The organism is Pseudomaricurvus sp. HS19 (assembly GCF_009857815.1).
Lineage (GTDB): Bacteria > Pseudomonadota > Gammaproteobacteria > Pseudomonadales > Cellvibrionaceae > Pseudomaricurvus.
This window is the reverse complement of sequence record NZ_WVVW01000001.1, coordinates 1,433,917-1,456,341: the sequence shown is the minus strand read 5'-3', so window position 1 is coordinate 1,456,341 and position 22,425 is coordinate 1,433,917. Positions and strand designations below refer to the sequence as shown.

The window sequence follows — 22,425 nt, the reverse complement described above, 5'->3', positions numbered from 1 at the left end:
CTCTGCTCGTTACTCGTCACGAGCTCTCAAGGCTCAACATCGTAACGCTTTGCGGCCCGCCGGGCGGCACGTTGGGCACCCACAACCACAAACACCAGTGCCGACAGCACGAGTGCGGATCCAATCCACTGCAGGTTGGTGACCTTTTCATCCAGAATAAAGATACCGGCCAGCAGTCCTACCAGCGGAATACCCAGCGAAAACGGAGCCACCCTGCTGGCGGGGTGGCGGGTGAGCAGTACAGCCCACAGCCAATAGGCGACGCCGCTGGCAGCGAGGCTGAGGTAGAGCAGGGAGAGCCAGCCGGTCAGCGACACGTTCTTCCAGCTGGCCTGTGCCGCCACGCCATCGATTGAGAGGGTGCAGAGGGTGAAGAGGGTTCCGGTGATCAGGCTGCTCCAGCCAATCAGTGCCAGTGGTTTGCAGTCCCTGCCCGAGGCATGAATCTGGCGCACGATAATGTTGGAGCTGGACCACATTGACGCTGCCGCCAGGGTCAGCAGCAAACTGACCACGGTGATGCCCGAGGTGTCGCTGTTGCTGGTAACGCTGACGATAAAACAGACCAGGCCGGCAGCGGCCACCGCCATACCCAGCAGCAGGGAGTTGGCCAGGCGTTCACCCAGCAGGGTGGCGGCCATCAGCGCGGTAATAAAAATCTGCACCTGCATCAGCACCGAACCCAGGGCCGCGGTCATTCCCTGCTGCAGGGCAAAGAACAGCAGGCCGAACTGCCCGAACCCCTGGGTAAGGGCATAGAGCAGCAGCCACTTCAGGGGAATCTGCGGGCGGGGCAGTACCAGAATCAGCGGCAGAGAAATCATCAGGAAGCGGGCCGCGCCCAGCTGCAGCGGGGTAAGATCCATTAGCGCAAATTTGGTGGGCACAAAATTCAGCCCCCACAGCACAATCACCAGCAACACGGCGAGCAGATCTTTGGCGGGCATGGGGGAGTGCTGTGGGGACATCGACAACTTCCGGGCGTGTTGAGCTGTGGGGCGTCCAGCGGGGTACGCCGGACCCGGGTCTGAACCCTGGGCGGCGGCGATTCTATCACCAGTCGCGGTAGGTGACAGGTGAGTAAAGGTAGTTTTCGTATATATAAAATCTACCGGCACAATTTAGCCGGTAACCTCTGGTGGGGCCGACATTTAAGGGTTTATTCATCGGAAGACTCCTAATAACCATAATTAAAGTGTGGTTATTGGGAGTCTTCTTCGTATAAACTCTTCAGCCGCAACTGCAATCGTCCCCGGAGCCGTCACTGGCGCCTCCGGGGTGCAGGACAATTCAACTGATAAGTGCGGAACGCTGAGAGACTACGGAGGGGGAAATGGGCGAAACCCTGGATTTCAATGATTGGCTGGTCAGGCCGGGGAATCATCGCGCGATTGTGACTATTCGCAAGGATGTGAAATCGGCACTGGGGATGGATGCCAACATTCGTTCCTGGCTGGATCTCTACCGGTTGTTCGAGTTTGCGGTGGCGCAGACCGAGGATGCCGTCAGCTGGTTTGAAAACGTGATGCGGGCCAATCCGCCGTCCCCGGAGAACGGGGCAACGCTCAATCAGGTGCTCCTGTACCGGGGGGCCTACGTCAATAAAGAAGCCCTGGCTGCGCGGCCGGCCAATGCCCGGGTGAGCAAGACCAAAACGGTTACCTATCGCGGGCAGGTGGTGGAGACGTCGCTGGACGGGCCTGATCGCCCGGCCGAACCACAGCCGGCAGCCTCAGCAAAGAAAAAACGCTATTACCGCGGTGTATTGATCGAGGATTAATCCGGCTGGCACTGCGGCGGTGCGAGGAGTTACCGCCACCAAGGTGTGGTGGCGGATTCCGGTGTGGCAGCGGTTACTGGCCCGGGGCGGCCGGGCGCTCCATCAGGCGCTCTGACTCACTGGCGGGTAGCAGCCGTCGCAGTGGGCACTGGCGTTCACGCTGCAGTGTGGGGGTAATGGTTTGCCGCTGCTCCGGACCCTGGGCGCGGGCCATGCTGACGAAGGTTTCATCCAGCCACTGCTGTAACACCTTGAGCAACATCTCTCCACCTCATTCTCGACTACCTGACCCGATAGTACTGCGTCGCCATCGTTTTACAACATGATCTGGCGCAAGGAATAGTATAGATGGGATGTCAGCAGGGTGGTGTTGAGTGGTCTGTCACGCCTGGGGGATGATCTGCCGGGGGATTGGGGATTGTGTGGCGTGGCCGGAAGTGGCTACCTGTCGGTGCAGGGGCGCAGTCGGGAGGGGTGCAGCGGGCGTTGGGATGCCCGCTGCAGGGTTGTCATCAGACGTTGCCCATGTGTTTGCCGACGATCTGCAGCAGGGGCTTGAACACCTTGGGAGAGGCAGCAACGACGTTGCCCTTTTCCATGCAGGTGTTGCCGCCGCGGAAATCGCTGACCAGTCCACCGGCCTCTTTCACCAGCAGCAGGCCGGCGGCGATGTCCCACGGTTGCAGGTTCATCTCCCAGAAGCCATCGAAGCGGCCGGCGGCCACGTAAGCCAGGTCCAGGGAGGCGGCGCCGGGGCGGCGGATACCGGCGGTTTGGCCGGCGATCTCTTGCATGGCGGCCAGGTAGGGGGTGATGTTCTCCAGCGAATAGCCGTTAAACGGAATCCCGGTGCCGATCAGCGCGCCTTTGAGGCCATTGCGGGGGGCAACGCGGATACGGCGGCCGTTGAGGGCCGCACCCTTGCCGCGGCTGGCAGTAAATTCTTCGCGGGTAACCGGGTTCAATACCACGGCATGCTCCAGCTGGCCCTTGTAGACACAGGCGATGGAGATGGCGAAGTGGGGAATGCCGTGGATAAAGTTGGTGGTGCCGTCGAGGGGATCAATAATCCACTCGTAGTCACTCTCTGTGCCGGAACGGCCGGTCTCTTCACCGACAATGGTGTGGTCGGGGTAGGCCTTGCGAAGGTGAAAGATAATCTCTTTCTCGGAGGCCTTGTCAATGTCGGTAACGAAGTCATTGCGGCCTTTTTCTTCAAACGCCACAACGTCGACACGTTCCAGGGCGCGTTCAATCAGCTCGCCCGCCTTGCGCGCCGCGCGCAGGGCAATATTCAGCATGGGTTCCATGGGATTCCAACCGTTCAGCAAAAACAATGTGTAAAGAGCAGGCACCGGCAGAGGAGCAGCGGTGCGAAAGGGTCGCAGAGTATACCAGCGTCTTCTGATCGGGGATACAGTTTCGCGGCGTTGCCGGCCGCTCCGCTGTGACACCCGCAGCCGGACTTTGGTAAACTGCGCGCCTTTTGCGATGGTCGGCGTGTCCGGGGTGTCGCGCTACTCCGCTTTTAGTGGCTATCCAGCCCAACCCAAAGGTACCGATTTTGGCCATGCTCGACTCTCTGCTGCAACGCATTCGCATCGTTCTGGTGAATACCACCCATCCGGGCAATATCGGTGGGGCGGCTCGCGCCATGAAGAATATGGGCCTGTCCCAGCTCTATCTGGTGGAGCCGCGGGAATACCCGGCGGACAAGGCCGTGTGGCGGGCTGCCGGTGCACAGGATGTACTGGAAAACGCCATTGTGGTGGAGACGCTGGATGAGGCCGTGGCCGAGTGTGGCCTGGTGGTAGGCACCAGTGCCCGTGAGCGCCGCATCCCCTGGCCGTTGCTGACGCCGCGGGAGTGCGGGGAGCGCGCCATGGTGGAGGCACAGCACCACGACGTGGCCATTGTCTTCGGCCGTGAAGATCGGGGCCTGACCAACGAAGAGCTGCAGAAGTGCAACTACCATGTGCACATTCCGGCTAACCCCGAGTATTCGGCCCTCAACCTGGCCACCGCGGTGCAGGTGCTCTGCTACGAGATGCGTGTGGCGTGGCTGACCGCCAAAGAGGGACAGCTGCCCCATTTCGACGACTGGGACCAGCCGCCGGCGGATCACAAGGCCCTTGAGTTGTACTTTGACCACCTGCAACAGACCCTGGAGACCCTCTCCTTTATAGAGCCGGGTAACCCGCGTCAGACCATGACCCGCCTGCGCCGGCTCTACAGTCGTATCCGCCTGGACGAGATGGAGCTGAGCATCCTGCGCGGGGTTCTCACCTCGGTACAGAATTACATTTACCACACGGACAACCGCATCAAGGCGCTGGAAAAGGAGCAGGACGGAGAGTGACGCCAGGCTGACAAATACCACTAACAAATATCCCACTGTCGTGGTAGGGTATTTACTTGACTAAACTAGTCGGGTTTACCATAATCGCCGCCCAGCCGGGCTGGCACGGTGGTATCTGTTTTGCAGCCTGACGCTCAGTTAAACCTCTGAAGGAATTAGCTTATGCGCCTGACTACCAAAGGACGTTATGCCGTAACCGCCATGCTGGACCTGGCCCTGAACGCTGAAAAGGGGCCTATTAGCCTGGCAGATATTTCCAAACGGCAGGAGATCTCGCTCTCCTACCTGGAGCAGTTATTTGCCAAGTTGCGGCAGCAATCGCTGGTCAGCAGTGTGCGTGGCCCCGGTGGCGGCTATAAACTGAGCCGCGAGCCGGAAGCCATCTCGGTGGCGCAGATTATCGATGCGGTGAATGAGTCCCTCGATGTGACCAATTGCGAGCGTCAGGGCAACTGCCAGCAGGGCCAGCAGTGCCTGACGCACCATCTCTGGATTGACCTGAGTGATCGTATTCACGCCTTCCTCAGCAGTATCAGCCTGGCCAGCCTGGTGCAGCAGGATGAGGTGCAGGAGGTGTCCGTACGTCAGAACAGCGCGCGGGAGCTGGGGCTGCTGGATGTGTCGGGGGTGCAGTGAGCCTGCCGGTCTATCTTGATTACGCTGCTACCACGCCGGTTGACCCGCAGGTGGCAGAGGCCATGAGCCAATGCCTCACCATGGATGGCGTATTCGCCAATCCGGCCTCACGCTCCCACATCTATGGTTGGCAGGCGGAGGAGAAGGTGGAGCTGGCACGACGACAGGTGGCTGACCTGATTGGCGCTGACGCCCGCGAAATCGTCTGGACCAGTGGCGCCACCGAGGCCAACAACCTGGCCCTCAAAGGCGTGTTTGAGGCCCTCAACTATGAGGGTCACCTGATTACCTCGGTGGTGGAGCACAAGGCCATCATCGATCCGGCCAGGTGGCTGGAAAAGCGTGGCGTGGCCGTGACCTGGCTCACGCCCGGTGCTGACGGGCGTATCAGCCTGCAGCAGGTGCAGGAAGCGACGCGGCCGGAGACCCGGCTGGTGAGCCTGATGCACGTGAACAACGAAGTGGGTGCGGTAAACCCCATCGCCGACATCGGTGCCTGGTGCCACAGTCGCGACATCTTGCTGCACACCGACGGCGCCCAGTCCGCCGGCAAGATCGCCGTTAACGTGGGCGATCTGCATGTGGATTTGTTGAGCCTGTCGGCACACAAGTTTTACGGCCCCAAGGGTGTGGGCGCGCTCTATGTACGGCGCCCGGTGCAGAGCCAGCTGGTGGCGCAGATACACGGTGGCGGGCACGAGCGTGGCTTGCGCTCCGGCACCCTGGCCACACACCAGCTGGTGGGCATGGGTGAGGCCGCGCAATTGGCCGCTGAGTTGGCCACCACCGAGCACGAGCGTATTGCCGGGCTGCGTGAACAGCTGTGGAGCGGTATTGCAGAGCTGCCAGCGGTGCGCCGCAACGGCAGCGACAGTGAGGTAACTCCCAACCACCTCAACGTCTGTTTTGGTGGCCTGGACGGCGAGACCCTGCTGCTCTCATTGCGGCAGGTGGCGGTCTCCTCCGGCTCGGCCTGTACCTCGGCCAGCATGGAGCCCTCCTATGTGCTGAAAGCCATGGGGCTGGCGGATGCCGATGCCCACAGTTCAGTGCGCATGTCGCTGGGCCGTTACACCACGGCCGCGGATATCGAGCGCGCGGTGACGCACATTCGCGAAGTGGTACAGAAGCTCCACGGCGCAGGCTGAGCCTGGCCCGGACACAGAATTTCAAAGACGCCATGCAGAGCGTCCAACGCAGAGCCGGCCCGCGGACCGATAGCCCCGGGGACGGCACAACAATCACGCTGGTGATTAGCGAGTTGAATGATGACAGAGCAGATCAACCAAACCCTGGCGCGGGAATACGAAGCCGGCTTTGTCTCCGACATCGAGTCGGATACTTTTGAGCCCGGGCTGGATGAGGATGTTATCCGCCGTATCTCCGCCCTCAAGGGTGAGCCCGAGTGGATGCTGGAGTGGCGTCTGAAGGCCTATCGCGCCTGGCTGGAGATGGACGAGCCCGAGTGGGCCCACGTCAGCTACCCGAAGATCGACTATAACGCGATCTCCTACTACTCCGCGCCCAAGAGCATGGCAGACAAGCCCAAGTCCCTCGATGAAGTGGACCCGGAGTTGATTGCCACCTACGAAAAGCTGGGCATTCCGCTGCACGAGCAGATGATGCTGGCGGGTGTGGCTGTGGATGCGGTGTTTGACTCTGTATCGGTGGTGACCACTTTCCGCGACAAGCTGGAAGAGGCAGGGGTGATCTTCTGTTCCATCTCCGAGGCGCTGCACAAGTACCCGGAGCTGGTGAAGAAATACCTCGGCAGCGTGGTGCCACAGCGGGATAACTACTTCGCTGCGCTCAACTGCGCGGTGTTTACCGACGGTTCGTTTGTGTACATCCCCAAGGGCACCCGTTGCCCCATGGAGCTGTCCACCTACTTCCGTATCAACCAGCAGAACACCGGCCAGTTCGAACGCACCCTGATCGTTGCCGACGAAGGCAGTTACGTCAGTTACCTGGAAGGCTGTACCGCACCGCAGCGGGACGAAAACCAGTTGCACGCTGCGGTGGTAGAGCTGGTGGCGCTGGACAATGCCGAGATCAAATACTCCACCGTACAGAACTGGTACCCCGGTGATGAAGAGGGTCGTGGTGGTATTTTCAACTTTGTAACCAAGCGCGGTATCTGTCACACCAGCGCCAAGATCTCCTGGACCCAGGTAGAGACCGGCTCGGCGGTGACCTGGAAATACCCCAGCTGCATTCTCAAGGGTGACAACAGCATCGGTGAGTTCTACTCGGTGGCCCTGACCCGCGGCAAGCAGCAGGCGGATACCGGCACCAAGATGATCCACCTGGGCAAGAACACCAAGTCCACCATCATCTCCAAGGGGATCTCCGCCGGGCGCAGCAACAACGCCTACCGCGGACTGGTGCGCATGACCGCCACCGCCGAAGGTGCGCGCAACTTTACCCAGTGTGACTCGCTGCTGATCGGTGACCAGTGCGGTGCCCATACTTTCCCCTATGTGGAGAGCCGCAACCCCAGCGCGATTGTGGAACACGAGGCCACCACCTCCAAGGTGTCCGACGACCAGATGTTCCTCTGTCGTCAGCGTGGACTCGACCCGGAGAAAGCGGTGTCCATGATTGTGAATGGCTTCTGTAAAGAGGTGTTCAAAGAGTTGCCGATGGAGTTTGCCGTGGAAGCGGGCAAACTGCTGGAAATCAGCCTTGAAGGCTCGGTGGGTTAAGCCCGCAGGCGCAGAGAGAATTGAGGAAACACACAGATGTTGTCGATTAAAGATTTGTACGCAAACGTTGAAGAGAAGCAGATTCTCAAGGGCCTCAGCCTGGACATCAAGCCGGGCGAAGTGCACGCCATTATGGGCCCCAACGGTGCCGGTAAAAGTACCATGGGCTATGTGCTCTCCGGTCGTGATGGTTATGAAGTGGAGTCCGGTTCTGCACAGCTGAACGGTGTTGACCTGCTGGAGCTGGAAGCCGAAGAGCGCGCCCGTGCCGGCCTGTTCCTGGCGTTCCAGTACCCGGTGGAAATCCCTGGCGTCAGCAACCTGGAATTTTTGAAAGCGGCGGTGGACGCCCAGCGCGCCGCCCGTGGCGAAGAGGCCGTCAGCTCCAAGGATTTTCTCAAGATGGCCCGTGAGGCCTGCAAGCAGGTGAACCTGCCGGCGGACTTCCTCAAACGCGGTGTTAACGAAGGTTTCTCCGGCGGTGAGAAGAAGCGCAACGAGATCATGCAGATGATCCTGCTGCAGCCCAAGCTGTGCATCCTCGATGAGTCCGACTCCGGTCTGGATATCGACGCACTGCAGGTGGTGGCGGAAGGCGTGAACAGCCAGCGCGACGGTGAGCGCAGCTTTATCGTGGTGACTCACTACCAGCGCCTGCTGGACTACATCAAGCCCGACTATGTGCACGTGCTGTCCGAAGGCAGGATCGTACGCAGTGGCGATGCCTCGCTGGCGCTGGAGCTGGAAGAGCAGGGCTACGCCTGGTTGAAAGAGCAGCGTGCTGCCGACGAAACCGCGTAAGAGGGCGAGAGCATGAGTAACTGGTTAAGCGCCGCCGTCGAGCAGGCGCAGGCCCTCGGCGAGCAGATGCCGGCCTGGCGGCAGGCATCGCTGCCACTGCTGCAGGGCGCACGCTGGCCCACCCGCAAGACCGAGGCCTGGAAATACCTGCCCGTTAATGTCTGGGAACAGATCAAGCTGGACGCGCCGGCTAACCCTACGCCGCAACTGCAGGCCATCGAAGGCGTAGACAGCATCGACCTGGTGTTTGTGGATGGCCGTCTGCAAAACCTGCCGGCGTCACTGCCCGCGGGACTGACCATCACCACCTTTGCGGATGCCGACAGCCAGCAGGCGATTGCGGAGCTGTTTGGTCAGATCAAGCCGGGGCGCCATGTGTTCGGCCTGGCCAACGACCTGCTGGCCACCGACGGCCTGCTGGTGCAGGTGGCTGCCGGTGCAGCCATCGAGCAACCGCTGCGCATCGTCAACCTGGTTTCCGCCGGTGAAGAAGCTCACACCCGTGTGCTGGTGCGCGTTGGCGCAGGTGCCCGTGTCAGCGTGATTGAAGAGTCGCTGGGGCAGGGCCCCAGCCGCAACACCGCTTACGCTGAATATCTGCTGGAAGAGAGTGCGTCGCTGGAACACTACCGCTTCGCCCTGCAGGGCAGTGCGGCGGTGAATGTGGGTGGTGCTCATTTCAAATTGCAGCAGCAGGCGCAATTGAACAGCACCCTGGTGGGCTTTGGCAGTCAGCTGTCGCGTCTCGACGTGGACGTGATTCACGCCGGCGAGCAGGCTAATGCCAAGCTCAATGCCATCTACCTGCTGGACGGCAAGGAGCTGTTTGACCTGCACAGTACCATTGAGCACGCGGTGCCCAACTGCACCACCGAAGAGAACGTGCGCGGCATTGTGGCGGACAACTCCCGTGCGGTGTTTAACGGTCGTATTCATATCCATCGCAACGCCCAGAAGACCCTGGCGGAGCTGAATAACCGCAACCTGCTGATGTCCGATCGCGCCGAGATCGACACTAAACCTGAGCTGGAAATTTACGCCGACGACGTGCGTTGTGCCCACGGCGCCACCGTGGCGGCCATCGACAAGAAGGCACTGTATTACATGCAGTCCCGCGGTATCAGCCGTTCCCAGGCGCAGGTGATGCTGAGCTTCGGTTTTATCAATGAGCTGGTGGAAGAGATGCCCAACGAAGCCCTGGCCGACTGGCTGCGTCCGCAACTGCGTGAGCGTTTTGCGGCGATGGAGGTCAAATGAATATGAGTGTCATGCCTTCATTGGATATCAAGGCGCTGCGTGAGCAGTTCCCGGTGCTGTCCCGCGAGGTGGACGGCAAGCCGCTGGTGTATCTGGATAACGCCGCGACGACACAGAAGCCCCAGTGCGTGATCGATTCGCTGGTGGACTACTACAGCACCTGCAACTCTAACGTGCACCGTGGCGCCCATAAGCTGGCGGACGAGGCCACCCAACGCTACGAAGGTGCCCGTGACATCGTTGCCGGGTTTATCAACGCCGCCGCTCGCGAAGAGGTGATCTGGACCAGCGGTACCACCGAGTCCATCAATATGGTGGCCAACGGCCTGGCGCAGATGCTCAAGGCCGGTGACGAGGTGGTGGTGACCGAGATGGAGCACCACGCCAACCTGGTGCCCTGGCAGCAGGCGTGCAAACGCTCTGGTGCCACCCTGAAAATCGCGCCGATTTTCGACGATGGATCGCTGGATCTGGAAGCGTTTAAATCCCTGCTGAACAGCAACACCAGACTGGTGGCTTTTCCCCACGTCTCCAACTCGTTGGGTACTGTGAACCCGGTGGCCGAGTTGACCGCACTGGCCAAACAGGCCGGCGCGCTGGTGCTGGTGGATGGCGCCCAGGGTGTGGCCCACGGCAATGTGGATGTGCAGGCGCTGGGTTGTGACTTCTACGCCTTCTCCGGCCACAAAATTTTTGGTCCCACCGGCATTGGTGTGTTGTGGGGCCGTCAGGAATTGCTGGCCGAGTGGCCGGTATGGATCACCGGCGGTGAGATGATCGCCACCGTGACCTACCAGGATGCCATCTGGAACCAGCTGCCTTACCGCCTGGAAGCGGGCACGCCCCACATCGCCGGTGCTATTGGTTTGGGTGAGGCGGTACGCTGGTTCTCGCAGCTGGATATGGTGGCTGTGGCTGCCCACGAGCAGGCGCTGCTGCAGAAGGCCACCGAACTGGCTGCTTCCATCGAAGGCTTGAAATTGATCGGCACGGCCAAACATAAAGTAGGTGTGCTGAGTTTTGTAATGGCCGGCGGACATCCGGCCGATATTGGATTTTTGCTGGATCGCCAGGGCATTGCCATCCGCACCGGCCACCACTGTGCCGAGCCGCTGATGAACCGCCTGGGCGTGCCCGGCACGGCCAGGGCGTCCTTCTCCATTTACAACACACTGGAAGAAGTGGACGTTCTGTTTGAAGGTCTGCGCAAGGTCCAGATGATGCTGGCCTGATGCGAGCAAGGTGATAATCGTGACAGATATGAATGCGCCTCAAGTGTTTGACCCCAGTGCCCCGGCGGTGACCCTCACCGCGGCGGCCCTGCGCCATTTTGAAAGCAAGCTGGCTGCCCAGCCGGGCAAGATCCTGCGGCTCTTTACAGAGACCAGTGGTTGTACCGGCTACGCCTACCGGCTGGATTTTGCCGATGCGCCGGAAGCCAGCGACGAAGTGCTGCACCCCGGTGACAAGGTCACCCTGGCTATTGCTGACGATGCCTTGCAACTGGTGCGCGGTACCGAGATCGATATGGTGACCGAAGGCATTAACCGGGTGGTCAAGTTCAACAACCCCAATGTTGTGGCCGAGTGCGGCTGCGGCGAGAGTTTCAGCGTCAGCTGACGGCTCGCTCTTTCAGAATCCGACGGAAAGCCCTTATGCAACAATCCATGGTTGTCACCAGTCGTGACTGCCCGGCCCGGCGCGTGCCCTCCGGCGAGCGGGCTGTGCTCCCGGCTGGCCAGTTTCTCACCATCAACCAGAGTCTGGGTGGCAACTTTACGGTGACCTTCCAGGGCAACATGTACCGTATTGATGGCACCGACGCCGATGCCATTGGCCAGCAGGTGGATCTGCCGGAATTTGCTGACGATGGCAGTGGCAAGATCTCGGAAGAGCAGGTGTGGGAAGCACTGGATTCCATCTTTGACCCGGAAATTCCCATCAGCCTGGTGCAGCTGGGACTAATTTACGGTGTCGAAGTAGAGCAGGGCAGTGGTTCCGTTGCTATCCGCATGACCCTCACCGCCCCCGGTTGCGGGATGGGCCCGGTACTGGTGAGCGACGTGGAGTACCGTGTATCCAAGGTGCCCAACGTACAGAGTGTGCAGGTGGAACTGGTGTTCGATCCGCCCTGGTCCCGTGAGATGATGACGGAAGAAGCACAGCTGGAAGCCGGCCTGTTCTTTTAATCCCGTGTGTAACGCAGGATAATCGCGTGGCCCCGCAGCTGCAGGTTCTCATGCCGTCATCGCGAGCGCAGCGCGGCGATCCATGGTTGCAAGCCCGGTACGGACAGAGTGCCAGACATGGGTTGCTTCGGCGCTGAAAAGCGCTTCTCGCAATGACGGCTGAATTAACTCCGTCAGTAACATTAACTGAGTCCTGAATACCGATATCTATTTTCCGGGTAACTATGTCTTTAGCCAACACCGCAGAAATTCTCGACGACATCGCCTTCTTTGACGACTGGGAAGAGCGCTACAAATACATCATCGACTTGGGCAAGGAGCTGCCGCCCATGGACGAATCTCTGCACACTCCCGAGCGGCTGGTGAAAGGTTGCCAGAGCAATGTGTGGCTGGATGTGCAGCAGGAGGCTGACCGGCTGCAGTTTATCGTCGACTCCGACGCGGTCATTGTGCGCGGTCTGCTGGCACTGGTGCTGGCGGCCTACCACGATAAGACGGCGCAGGAGATCTGCGCCTTTGATATTGACGATTACTTCCGCCAGCTCGACCTCGAGCGGCACCTGAGCCCCACTCGCGGCAACGGCCTGCGCGCCATTGTTGGCCGTATTCGTACCATCGCCGAGGCAGTGCGCTGAACGCACTGCTTTCCGGCAGTTTTCCCCTTTTTATTCTTCTCCTGCTTCGCCGCCCCCTGTGCCGGCTGATGAGTCGTTGGCGGCGCTTCCGGCCCGTCACTGCTATGGTGTAGTCTGAATTCCACAGTTTTCGCCGTTGCTGTCGGGTAATGGTTTGGTGTCGTAACAGCGGTCTCCATAATGCGGAGTCAGACGTATGACCGATGTGGACTTGATCTCTTTGCAGCATTGTCGCCAGGCGATGGTGGAATGCTATCGGCAGGATGACGAGACAGTACTCGGGTTGCTGCGGCCGCTGGCCACGTTCAGTGAGTCAGAGCAGCAATGGATTGAAGCCCGCGGGACGGAGTTGATCAACCGCCTGCGCCAGAAGTACAGCTTCGGCGGTGTCGCAGGCCTGTTGCAGGCGTTTCCCCTCTCTTCCCCCCAGGGGCGGGCCATGATGAGTCTCGCCGAAGCGCTGTTGCGGGTGCCGGACCGGGCCACGGCGGAAGAGCTGATTCGCAGCCACCTGCAGGGCATCAGCTGGGAGGTTTCTGCGGCGCAGCGGCCGCTGTTGCAGTCAGCGGCTCACCTGGCAATTCGTCTGGCGGTGAAGGTGCTGGCCAGTGCTGACGCCGCGCCGCACCACGCCCGCTGGTATCGCTGGCTGGATTGTCGATTGAAAGCCGCGGTCTGCCAGTCCACACGGCTCGCCATTCGCACCCTCGGACGCCAGTTTGTCATGGGCTCCGGCATCCGGTCCGCGTGGCGTAATACCCGCAGTGCCCGCCGTCGCGGCTATCGGCTCTCCTTTGACATGCTGGGGGAGGCCGCCCGCACCCAGACCGCAGCGGATCGCTACCTGCAGCTCTATCATCAGGCCATCACCTTTCTCGCCGCCCATCGCAGCAGCGACACCGCCGGGACCCCCGGGATTTCCGTCAAATTGTCTGCCCTCTATCCCCGTTACTGCGGTCGCCAGCGGCAGCGGGTGATGGCGGAGCTATTGCCGCGCCTGCGGCAGCTGGCGCTTGCGGCTCGCGACGCCGGTATCGGACTGACGGTGGATGCGGAGGAGGCGGAGCGGCTGGATCTCTCCCTCGACCTGATCGAAGCGCTGTTGAGCGAGCGGGAGCTGCAGGGCTGGGACGGCTTTGGGTTGGCGGTGCAGGCCTACCAGAAACGGGCGTTGTGGGTGGTGCGCTGGGCCTGTGCGCTGGCGCGGGAGCGCGGCGAGAGCATTACCGTGCGACTGGTCAAAGGCGCCTACTGGGACTCCGAGATCAAGTGGGCGCAGGAGCAGGGGGCGGAGGGCTACCCGGTGTTTACCAGCAAGGCGGCTACCGATGCCTCCTACCTGGCCTGTGCCCATGAGCTGCTGCGGATGCGGGAGTGGGTCTACCCGCAGTTTGCCACCCACAACGCCGCGACGGTGGCGGCCATCCTGGCAATGGATGAGCGCGATCCGGGCCGGCGCCGGCAGGGCTATGAATTCCAGCGGCTGCATGGCATGGGGCAGGCGCTCTATGACCCACTGCTGCGCCAGCAAGATGTGGCCTGCCGTATCTACGCCCCGGTGGGGGAGCAGGCCGACCTGCTGGCCTACCTGGTGCGCCGGTTACTGGAAAACGGCGCCAACAGCTCCTTTGTCCACAGCCTGGAGGATGACCGGGTGCCGGTGGCAGCGCTGCTGCGCAATCCCCTGGCAGAACTGGAAGAGCCGTCAGCAGTCATCCCGCTGCCGGCTGATATTTTGCTGGGGGCTGCCAGTGAATCGGGCCGACGGCGCAACTCCCGTGGCGGTAATCTCAACGATCCTGCCTTTCTGCAGGAGCTGCAGCAGGCCATGCCTGCGGCGCTGCCGCTGGATGAAGCCGGTGGTGATGTGGCGGTCATTAATCCGGCCACTGGTGAGCCCCTGGGGCATGTGCGCCGCACCTCCGGGAGTGAGGTGGAGCAGCTGTTGGTCGATGCCTGTGAGGCCCGGATCGCCTGGCTGGCACGGCCGGTGGCTGAGCGCAGTGACTGGCTGCGGCGACTGGCTGATGCGTTGGAGCAGCACAGGGCGGTACTGATGGATCTCTGCATCCGCGAGGCGGGTAAAAATTGGGATGATGCTTTGGCAGAAGTGCGTGAGGCAGTGGATTTCTGCCGCTATTACGCCGATCAGGCGGAAGGCCTGCAAGCCGGTGGAGGCTGCCAGCCGCTGGGCGTGGTGCTCTGTGTCAGTCCCTGGAATTTCCCTCTCGCGATTTTTCTCGGTCAGGTGGCGGCGGCGCTGGTGACAGGCAATGCGGTACTGGCGAAGCCGGCGGAGCAGACTCCCCTGATAGCGCGATACGTGTGCCAGCTGGCGGCGGCCTGTGGTTTGCCGCGGGGTTTACTGGGGCTGATTGTGGCGCGGGGGGCGGAAGCCGGTGCCTGGCTGCTACCGGATGAGCGTATTGTCGGGGTGCTGTTTACCGGCTCGGTGGCGACGGCGGCGCGCATCGACCAGACCCTGGCGCAGCGCCAGGGGCCTGCCGTGCCGCTGATCGCCGAGACCGGAGGCCAGAATGTGATGCTGGTGGATGCAACCGCGCTGCCGGAGCAGGTCACCGACGACGTGTTGCGCTCAGCCTTCCAGAGTGCCGGGCAGCGCTGCTCGGCACTGCGCATACTGCTGGTGCAGGAAGAGGTTGCCGATGCCCTGCTGGAAATGCTCCGCGGTGCCATGGCGGCGCTGGTGGTGGGGGATCCGGCGGATCCCGCCACCGATGTGGGGCCGGTAATTGATGCCGGGGCCCGCCAGCGCTTGCAGGCCCATCTGGAGTGGGTGCTGGGCCAGCCGGGCGTGCGGCGGGTGGCGCAATGCAGCCTGCCGCGGGCGTGTGACAGCGGTTATTTCTTTGCGCCGCAGCTACTGGAGATTCCCGCCATCAGCCTGCTGCAGGAGGAGGTGTTCGGCCCGGTGCTGCACGTGGTGCGCTACCGCACCGCCAGCCTGCCGACCCTTATGGGACAGGTTCGGGCGCTGGGTTTCGGCTTGACCATGGGGATACACAGCCGCATTCATCAGCGCTGCGAGACGTTGGCGCAGCAGGCACCGGTGGGTAATGTCTACGTCAACCGCAATATGGTGGGCGCTGTGGTGGGAGTACAGCCTTTCGGGGGGCGCGGGCTGTCGGGCACGGGCCCCAAGGCCGGCGGCCCTCACTACCTCAGGGCACTGGTGACAGCGGCAGGCGGGGCAGGGCCGAAGCCCGTGAGTAGTGCGGGGCAGTGGCCTGTGGCGGTAGCGTCCCGTTGTGAGCGTCTGCAAAAAATGCTGGAGACCGATGAGCGCTGGCAGTCGGTGGGCAGTGGCGACTGGCTGGCCCGGCAGGCGGCCATGGTGCACTGGCAGTTGCTGCTGCCGGGGCCCACGGGGGAGGAGAACCGCTGGCAGGCGGAGGCCCGCGGGCTGGCGATGGTGATCTGTTCCCGCCCTGCGGACCTCGACTACACCGCGCGGCAGCTGCTGCTGGCCCTGCTGGCCGGGAACACGGTGCAGTGGCTGGTGTCCGAGTCCTGTCACCGTCGCGCGGAGCGGCTGCTGCAGGGTTTGCACCGGGCGGGATTCCGGCCGCTGCTGGTGGCCTGCTATGGCTATCTGCCGCGTCCGGACCCTGAGTTGTGCCGCCTGTTGCTGGGGGTGGATGGGTGTCCGTGGGTGCGTTCTTTCCGGCAGGCCCTGAGTCGCCACCAGCGCATTCGAGTTCCCCTGATTTGCAGCGACGACGGGCTGGCGCTGGCGCGTATCCTGAGCGAGAAAACCGTCTCCGTTAACACGGCAGCGGCAGGGGGTAATCTGGCCCTGCTGAGCGGCCCCTGAACCCCGTGTGGCGGGGCTCCCGGGGATGTGCGCGGCACCGCCAAAATTATGGTTGTCTGCGTGTTAAATTGACCGGAACCTGCGTATAATCCCGCGGTTTAACCTTTCGGCGGGCAATCCGGGCGCGGACAGCGGCATTTTTGTTGCATTGGCCGGGCCCTGATGGTCTGTCGACCCCGCTTGCCGGGGACTGAAAACCCTGAAAAACCTACTCGGAGATATTCTTAAAATGGCCGTTGAACGTACTCTGTCCATTATCAAGCCAGACGCTGTTGCCAAAAATGCCATCGGCGACATCGTTGCCCGCTTTGAAAAAGCCGGTTTGACTGTGGTAGCCATGAAAATGCTGCACCTGGACGACGAGAAAGCCGGTGGTTTCTACGCCGAGCACAAGGAGCGTCCATTCTTCAAGGATCTGGTGTCCTTCATGACTTCCGGTCCTGTGGTTGTACAGGTTCTGGAGGGTGAAAATGCCATCGCTGCCAACCGCGACCTGATGGGCGCCACCAACCCGAAAGAAGCTGCGCCTGGTACCATCCGCGCCGACTTTGCCGAAACCATCGATGCCAACGCCGTACACGGTTCCGATTCCGCCGCTTCTGCTGCGCGCGAAATCGAGTACTTCTTCGCCGCTGGCGAGATCTGCCCACGCTGATACGCGTGCCGCCATCTGGTGAATGCAGGTGCTTTCCATGAATGAGAAAGAAGCCATGAACGAGCAACAAGTGCAACAGCACGACGTCGAAACCACCAGGGTCAACCTGATGGGCCTGACACAGGCGCGTATGGAAGCGTTCTTCGAATCTATCGGTGAGAAGAAATTCCGTGCCACTCAGGTGCTCAAGTGGATTCACCAGATGGGCGTGATCGATTTCGATGAAATGAGCAATATCAGCAAGGCCTTGCGTGAAAAACTCAAGGCCGTTGCTGAAATCCGTCTGCCCAAGGTCCTGAAACAACTGGACTCCGCCGACGGTACCCGCAAGCTGCTGATTGAAGTGGCTGGCGGCAATGCGATTGAAACCGTACTGATTCCCGATGGCGACCGTGGCACCCTGTGTGTCTCCTCGCAGGTGGGTTGCTCACTGGATTGCAGCTTCTGCGCCACTGGCAAGCAGGGTTTTAACCGCGACCTGACCGCCGCCGAGATTATTGGCCAGCTGTGGCTGACGGCCAAATCCTACGGTCAGTTTGGCGAAAAGCGTCCGCGCATTATCACCAACGTGGTGATGATGGGTATGGGCGAACCGCTGCTCAACTTCGACAATGTGGTCGATGCCATGAACCTGATGCTGGATGACAATTGCTACGGTCTCTCCAAGCGTCGCGTTACCCTGAGTACTTCCGGTGTGGTGCCGGAACTGGATCGCCTGGGGCAGTACACCGATGTCTGCCTGGCCATCTCCCTGCACGCGCCCAACGATGAACTGCGTAACGAGCTGGTACCGATCAACAAGAAGTACCCGATTGCCATGCTGCTGGAATCCGCCCAGCGCTACATCGAAGGACTGCCGGACAATCACCGCAAGATCACTATCGAGTACACCCTGATCAACCAGGTAAACGATCGTCCTCACCACGCCCATGAACTGGCGAGGTTGCTGCGCGATGTGCCGGTCAAGATCAACCTGATTCCGTTTAACCCCTTTGACCAATCCGATTACCGCCGTGTCAGTAACAACGCCCTGCGGACGTTTCAGGAAATTCTGGTGAAGGCGGGTTTGATTACCACGGTTCGTACCACCCGTGGCGATGATATTGATGCGGCCTGTGGTCAGCTGGCCGGTGCTGTTAACGATCGCACCCGTCGCAGCGAGCGCTACCGCAATGCCCGTGCAGCCGCTACCGAGGCCGAGCCGGTGCGTATTATCGGTTGAGCAGCTTGCGCTGCAGCCGACAGAGAAGAAACAGATAAGCAATAAGCCGGAGGAGAAATCTGTGCGAAATCAGTCAGGGCTGCTGTCAGAGCTGCTGTCCAAAGCCACGCGGGCAGTACTGGTCGGCACGCTGTTACTGACGGCCGCGTGTGTCACAACCACCAATGCGCCGGAGCAAAACGCGGATCTCAAGAAAGCCGAGCAAACCCACATCTCCGCTGGTGAAGGCTACCTGCGTCGTGGCGACAAGGATTCTGCCCGCCGGCACTTCAGCAAGGCCCTCACCTACGACGTCAACTCCGCCGGTGCCAACAACGGCATAGCGCTGGTTTACCAGCTGGAGCAGGAGTGGAGTCTGGCTGAGGAGCACTTTCGTCGGGCGCTGCGCGCCGATCCCAAATTTGCCCAGGCGCGCAACAACTACGGCCTGTTTCTCTACAGCCAGCAGCGCTACCCGGAAGCCATCGAACAGCTGCGTATTGCCGCTGAAGACGTGGAGTATCCCAACCGCCATGCGGCACTGGCGAACATGGGTATCACCCAGCTGAAAATGGGCCAGACCGATGAGGCAGTGCGCTCACTCAAGCAGGCGGTCAGTATTCATTATCGCCTGCCGGCAGCACACATCGAACTGGCGGAGATCTACTACACCCGCAGGGAGTATGCCCTGTCACGGTTCCATTACGGTCAATACATCAAAATGGTGTCGCGCCAGAGTTCCCGCAGCCTGTGGCTGGGAATTCGTCTGGAGCGGGTCTTCGGGGACAAGGATAAGGAGGCAAGCTACAGCCTGGCGCTGAAGAACCTCTATCCCTATTCCGAAGAGTACCTGCAGTACAAGCAGTCCCTGAAAAAATAGAGCTAACCCGCAATTGTCATGAATGATCTCAACACCGACTTCCTCGCCCCCGGAGAATTTCTGCGGGAACATCGCGAACAGGCAGGTTTCAGCCTGCAGTACGTGGCGGAGCAGCTGCGTATCTCCGCGACCTATGTCAAAGCGCTGGAAGAGAATGACGTCGACCGGTTGCCATCCAAACCCTATGTGATTGGTTACCTGCGTGCATACGCACGCCTGCTGGGTCTTGACGGCGATCCGTTGGTGGCCAGCTACCAGAACCAATCCACTCCGGAGTCAGTGGCTGATGAAGAGCAGCGGGTAGCGGCTGCCAAACGCTCCGCTGGTCTGCGCAAACTGATGGTGCCGGTTGTTATTGTCGCCCTGCTGGCAGTGTGGGGCTTGAGCACCGTTTTGCTGGAGAAAGGCGAGACACCGGATGTGGCCAGTGAGCAACAAACGCCGCAGGCAGATGTAGCTGTCTCCCCTGCAGATACCGATACAGCGCAAGCCGCTGCAGCCGAAGCGGCGGCTGGTGTTGAAGAGCCAGCGGCAGAATCCGATGCGGTGGCTGACGCCGCAGTTGCAGATGCTGTAGTGGAAGAGACAGTGCAAGCGGCTGCAAGCGGCACTGAGCAGGCAGCGGCCGACGAGTTGGCTGAGGAAGCCTGGTCGCCGGCAGAGGAAGCACCCGCGGCGCTGGATACCCTGACATTTACGTTCAGCAGCGAATGCTGGTTGGAGGTGACCGATGCCCGCGGTGATGTGCTGGCGGCGGACCTCTACCAGCCCGGTCAGTCCGTAAGCCTGCAGGGCCGCACCCCGTTTGACGTCATGCTTGGCAATGCGCGGGCCGCGGTAGTCGAACTGAATGGTAGCGCTGTGCAGCTGCCGGTGCAGCCTGGTCGCAAGACCCTGCGCACGCAAGTAGGCGCAGCTGCAGCCGCTGAGTAACGTGGCATCCAATTAAGAGGTAAGTGTCGCTATGCATTTCGAGTCGCCCATCAAACGACGCAAGTCCCGCCAGATCATGGTGGGCAATGTCCCGGTTGGCGGTGATGCACCCATTTCCGTACAGAGCATGACCAATACGGAAACCACTGACGTTGCAGCCACCGTAGGCCAGATTCAGCGCCTGCAGAATGCCGGTGCGGACATCGTGCGTGTCTCTGTGCCTTCACTGGAGGCTGCCGAAGCCTTTGGTGAAATCCGCAAGCAGGTGACCGTGCCACTGGTGGCAGACATTCATTTTGATTACCGCATCGCCCTGCGTGTGGCTGACTTGGGTGTTGACTGCCTACGCATCAACCCCGGCAACATCGGCCGTGAAAAGCGCATCCTGGCTGTAGTGGAAAAGGCCCGCGATCTCAATATCCCGATCCGGATTGGTGTTAACGCCGGATCGCTGGAGAAGGACCTGCAGAAAAAGTACGGCGAGCCCACGCCGGAAGCACTGGTGGAATCGGCGCTGCGCCACGTTGAAATTCTCGACAATCTCAACTTCCACAACTTCAAGGTCAGCGTGAAGGCCTCTGACGTGTTTATGGCGGTGGAAGCCTACCGCCAGCTGGCACGCCAGATTGAGCAGCCGCTGCACCTGGGCATTACCGAAGCCGGTGGCCTGCGTGCTGGTACTGTGAAATCCGCGGTGGGCCTCGGTGCGCTGCTGATGGACGGCATCGGCGACACCCTGCGTATCTCCCTGGCGGCGGATCCGGTGGAAGAGGTGAAGGTAGGCTGGGACTTGCTGAAGAGCCTGCGCCTGCGCAGCAAGGGCATCAACTTTATTGCCTGTCCAAGCTGTTCACGCCAGAACTTCGACGTAATCAAGACCATGAACGAGCTGGAGACCCGCCTCGAGGACATCACCACGCCGCTGGATGTGGCGGTGATTGGCTGTGTGGTGAACGGTCCCGGCGAAGCCAAAGAGGCGGACATCGGCCTGGCCGGTGGTACCCCCAATAACCTGATCTACGTGGACGGCGAGCCCAACCAGAAACTGGGTAAAGAGAACCTGGTGGATGATCTGGAAGCCCTGATTCGCGCCAAGGCAGCTGCCAAGGCGGAGCAGGAAAAAGACCTCATCGCCCGCGGCTGAAGCCGGCGCCGACTGACAGACAAATTGCACAACCCGTTAAGGAACAGAGCTTGAAAAAACTGCAAGCCATTCGCGGCATGAACGACCTGCTGCCCACCGACTCCGGCCTCTGGCAGTACCTCGAATCGACGGTTGCCGATGTGGTCCAGAGCTACGGTTACCAGGAGATGCGCTTCCCGATGCTGGAGCCCACCGAGCTGTTCAAGCGCTCTATCGGTGAAGTGACCGACATCGTTGAAAAGGAGATGTACACCTTTGACGATCGCAACGGTGACAGCGTCACCCTGCGCCCCGAAGGTACCGCCAGCTGTGTGCGCGCCTGTGAACAGCACGGCCTGCTCTACAACCAGACCCAGCGGGTCTGGTACCAGGGCCCCATGTTCCGCTACGAGCGGCCACAGAAAGGCCGTCTGCGCCAGTTTCACCAGATTGGTATTGAAACCTTTGGCATGTCTGGTCCGGATATCGACGCCGAACTGCTGCTGATGACCGCGCGCCTGTGGCGTGAGCTGGGCATCATCGACGCGGTGACCCTGCAGCTCAATACCCTCGGCAGCAGTGCCGCCCGCGCCGCCTACCGCGATGCGCTGGTGGCCTACCTGTCCGAGCGCAAGGATCAGCTGGATGAGGACAGCCAGCGCCGTCTCGACAGCAACCCGCTGCGCATTCTCGACAGCAAGGATGCCAATACCCAGGCATTGCTGAACGGTGCGCCGGCGCTGCACGACTACCTGGACGATGAGTCCCGCGAACACTTCGATGGCCTCAAGGCCATGCTGGATGCCGCCGGCATCAGCTACGAGGTGAACCCGCGCCTGGTGCGTGGTCTCGATTACTACAGCAAGACCGTGTTTGAGTGGGTCACCACCAAACTGGGTGCCCAGGGCACAGTCTGCGCCGGTGGCCGCTACGATGGCCTGGTGGAGCAACTGGGTGGCAAGCCGACGCCTGCGGTGGGTTTCGCTATGGGCGTGGAGCGACTGGTGCTGTTGCTGCAGGAGCTGCAGGTGCTGCCGGAAGGTCTGGATCGCAGCGTGGATGTCTATGTGGTGGCCATGGGTGACGTGCAGCCACAGGCGTTTGCCCTGGCAGAGCAGATCCGTAATGGGTTGCCACACCTGCGGGTGATGAGCCATTGCGGTGGTGGCAACTTCAAGAAGCAGATGAAAAAAGCCGACGCCAGTGGCGCCGATGTGGCGGTTATCCTCGGTGAGGATGAAGTGGCCCAGGGCCAGGCGACGCTCAAGTTCCTGCGGGAAGATCGCCCCCAACAGACACTGGCAGTTGAAGAACTGTTGCGGGCGTTGCAAGATTGACGCCCCTTTGACCGCAGCGGCGCCAGGTCTGTGAACCTTCATGGCGCCGCCGGGTCGATAACTTCGTCAGGCCGGAGGGGCTGACGGACCCATAAGAAT

The 22,425-nt window shown here is 61.0% G+C and carries 21 protein-coding genes; 18 read left to right on the top strand and 3 right to left on the bottom strand.

Features of this window, described 5'->3' with window-relative positions:
* Window positions 1–26 precede the first annotated feature (26 nt).
* Window positions 27–968 carry an EamA family transporter gene (locus GSF27_RS06555; protein WP_160966876.1) on the bottom strand — a complete coding sequence of 314 codons (942 nt, stop codon included), beginning with the start codon at window positions 966–968 and terminating at the stop codon, window positions 27–29.
* A 365-nt stretch (window positions 969–1,333) separates the two neighbouring features.
* On the opposite strand from GSF27_RS06555, the gene GSF27_RS06550 reads away from it, so the two are divergent.
* Complete coding sequence (locus tag GSF27_RS06550; protein ID WP_160966874.1) at window positions 1,334–1,780, top strand: hypothetical protein; 447 nt, start codon at window positions 1,334–1,336, stop codon at window positions 1,778–1,780.
* 73 nt (window positions 1,781–1,853) lie between these two features.
* On the opposite strand, the gene GSF27_RS06545 is transcribed toward GSF27_RS06550, so the two are convergent.
* Both GSF27_RS06545 and GSF27_RS06540 read right to left on the bottom strand, forming a co-directional pair.
* Window positions 1,854–2,042, bottom strand: coding sequence for a hypothetical protein (locus tag GSF27_RS06545; protein WP_160966872.1), 189 nt, complete (start codon window positions 2,040–2,042; stop codon window positions 1,854–1,856).
* 250 nt (window positions 2,043–2,292) lie between these two features.
* Entirely contained in the window at window positions 2,293–3,090 is a 798-nt protein-coding gene (locus tag GSF27_RS06540; protein ID WP_160966870.1) for an inositol monophosphatase family protein, read from the bottom strand.
* A 260-nt stretch (window positions 3,091–3,350) separates the two neighbouring features.
* Between GSF27_RS06540 and trmJ the strand changes: the two genes are divergently transcribed.
* From trmJ to hisS, 17 genes are all read left to right on the top strand, one after another.
* The gene (gene trmJ, locus GSF27_RS06535; protein WP_160966868.1) at window positions 3,351–4,139 is read left to right on the top strand and encodes a tRNA (cytosine(32)/uridine(32)-2'-O)-methyltransferase TrmJ; all 789 of its coding nucleotides are present in this window, start codon (window positions 3,351–3,353) and stop codon (window positions 4,137–4,139) included.
* A 162-nt stretch (window positions 4,140–4,301) separates the two neighbouring features.
* A complete protein-coding gene (gene iscR / locus GSF27_RS06530; RefSeq protein ID WP_160966866.1) occupies window positions 4,302–4,775 on the top strand; it encodes a Fe-S cluster assembly transcriptional regulator IscR in 474 nt (157 codons plus the stop codon).
* On the top strand, window positions 4,772–5,923 hold the full coding sequence (locus tag GSF27_RS06525) for an aminotransferase class V-fold PLP-dependent enzyme (RefSeq protein ID WP_160966864.1): 1,152 nt from the start codon (window positions 4,772–4,774) through the stop codon (window positions 5,921–5,923). Before iscR ends, GSF27_RS06525 begins: the two co-directional genes overlap by 4 nt.
* A gap of 120 nt (window positions 5,924–6,043) precedes the next feature.
* Window positions 6,044–7,480, top strand: a complete 1,437-nt coding sequence (gene sufB, locus GSF27_RS06520; RefSeq protein WP_160967556.1) for a Fe-S cluster assembly protein SufB — start codon at window positions 6,044–6,046, stop codon at window positions 7,478–7,480.
* A gap of 36 nt (window positions 7,481–7,516) precedes the next feature.
* Window positions 7,517–8,281: a Fe-S cluster assembly ATPase SufC gene (sufC, locus tag GSF27_RS06515; RefSeq protein ID WP_160966862.1), complete on the top strand. Its 765-nt coding sequence runs from the start codon at window positions 7,517–7,519 to the stop codon at window positions 8,279–8,281.
* A gap of 12 nt (window positions 8,282–8,293) precedes the next feature.
* Window positions 8,294–9,538 carry a Fe-S cluster assembly protein SufD gene (sufD, locus tag GSF27_RS06510; protein ID WP_160966860.1) on the top strand — a complete coding sequence of 415 codons (1,245 nt, stop codon included), beginning with the start codon at window positions 8,294–8,296 and terminating at the stop codon, window positions 9,536–9,538.
* Window positions 9,535–10,770: an aminotransferase class V-fold PLP-dependent enzyme gene (locus tag GSF27_RS06505; protein ID WP_304627205.1), complete on the top strand. Its 1,236-nt coding sequence runs from the start codon at window positions 9,535–9,537 to the stop codon at window positions 10,768–10,770. The genes sufD and GSF27_RS06505 overlap by 4 nt, the downstream gene beginning before the upstream one ends.
* Window positions 10,771–10,798: 28 nt before the next feature.
* Window positions 10,799–11,158 carry an iron-sulfur cluster assembly accessory protein gene (locus GSF27_RS06500; protein ID WP_160967552.1) on the top strand — a complete coding sequence of 120 codons (360 nt, stop codon included), beginning with the start codon at window positions 10,799–10,801 and terminating at the stop codon, window positions 11,156–11,158.
* Between the two features lie 35 nt (window positions 11,159–11,193).
* Entirely contained in the window at window positions 11,194–11,727 is a 534-nt protein-coding gene (gene sufT, locus GSF27_RS06495; protein WP_160966858.1) for a putative Fe-S cluster assembly protein SufT, read from the top strand.
* A 224-nt stretch (window positions 11,728–11,951) separates the two neighbouring features.
* Window positions 11,952–12,362 carry a SufE family protein gene (locus GSF27_RS06490; RefSeq protein ID WP_160966856.1) on the top strand — a complete coding sequence of 137 codons (411 nt, stop codon included), beginning with the start codon at window positions 11,952–11,954 and terminating at the stop codon, window positions 12,360–12,362.
* Between the two features lie 196 nt (window positions 12,363–12,558).
* The gene (gene putA, locus GSF27_RS06485; RefSeq protein WP_160966854.1) at window positions 12,559–16,197 is read left to right on the top strand and encodes a bifunctional proline dehydrogenase/L-glutamate gamma-semialdehyde dehydrogenase PutA; all 3,639 of its coding nucleotides are present in this window, start codon (window positions 12,559–12,561) and stop codon (window positions 16,195–16,197) included.
* A gap of 229 nt (window positions 16,198–16,426) precedes the next feature.
* Window positions 16,427–16,852 carry a nucleoside-diphosphate kinase gene (gene ndk, locus GSF27_RS06480; RefSeq protein WP_160966851.1) on the top strand — a complete coding sequence of 142 codons (426 nt, stop codon included), beginning with the start codon at window positions 16,427–16,429 and terminating at the stop codon, window positions 16,850–16,852.
* Window positions 16,853–16,907: 55 nt separating this feature from the next.
* A complete protein-coding gene (gene rlmN / locus GSF27_RS06475) occupies window positions 16,908–18,074 on the top strand; it encodes a 23S rRNA (adenine(2503)-C(2))-methyltransferase RlmN (RefSeq protein ID WP_160967550.1) in 1,167 nt (388 codons plus the stop codon).
* A 61-nt stretch (window positions 18,075–18,135) separates the two neighbouring features.
* Window positions 18,136–18,933, top strand: coding sequence for a type IV pilus biogenesis/stability protein PilW (pilW, locus tag GSF27_RS06470; protein WP_160966849.1), 798 nt, complete (start codon window positions 18,136–18,138; stop codon window positions 18,931–18,933).
* 18 nt (window positions 18,934–18,951) lie between these two features.
* A complete protein-coding gene (locus tag GSF27_RS06465) occupies window positions 18,952–19,866 on the top strand; it encodes a RodZ domain-containing protein (protein ID WP_160966847.1) in 915 nt (304 codons plus the stop codon).
* A gap of 31 nt (window positions 19,867–19,897) precedes the next feature.
* On the top strand, window positions 19,898–21,010 hold the full coding sequence (ispG, locus tag GSF27_RS06460; RefSeq protein ID WP_160966845.1) for a flavodoxin-dependent (E)-4-hydroxy-3-methylbut-2-enyl-diphosphate synthase: 1,113 nt from the start codon (window positions 19,898–19,900) through the stop codon (window positions 21,008–21,010).
* A 50-nt stretch (window positions 21,011–21,060) separates the two neighbouring features.
* Window positions 21,061–22,326: a histidine--tRNA ligase gene (hisS, locus tag GSF27_RS06455; RefSeq protein WP_160966843.1), complete on the top strand. Its 1,266-nt coding sequence runs from the start codon at window positions 21,061–21,063 to the stop codon at window positions 22,324–22,326.
* Window positions 22,327–22,425: the final 99 nt, after the last annotated feature.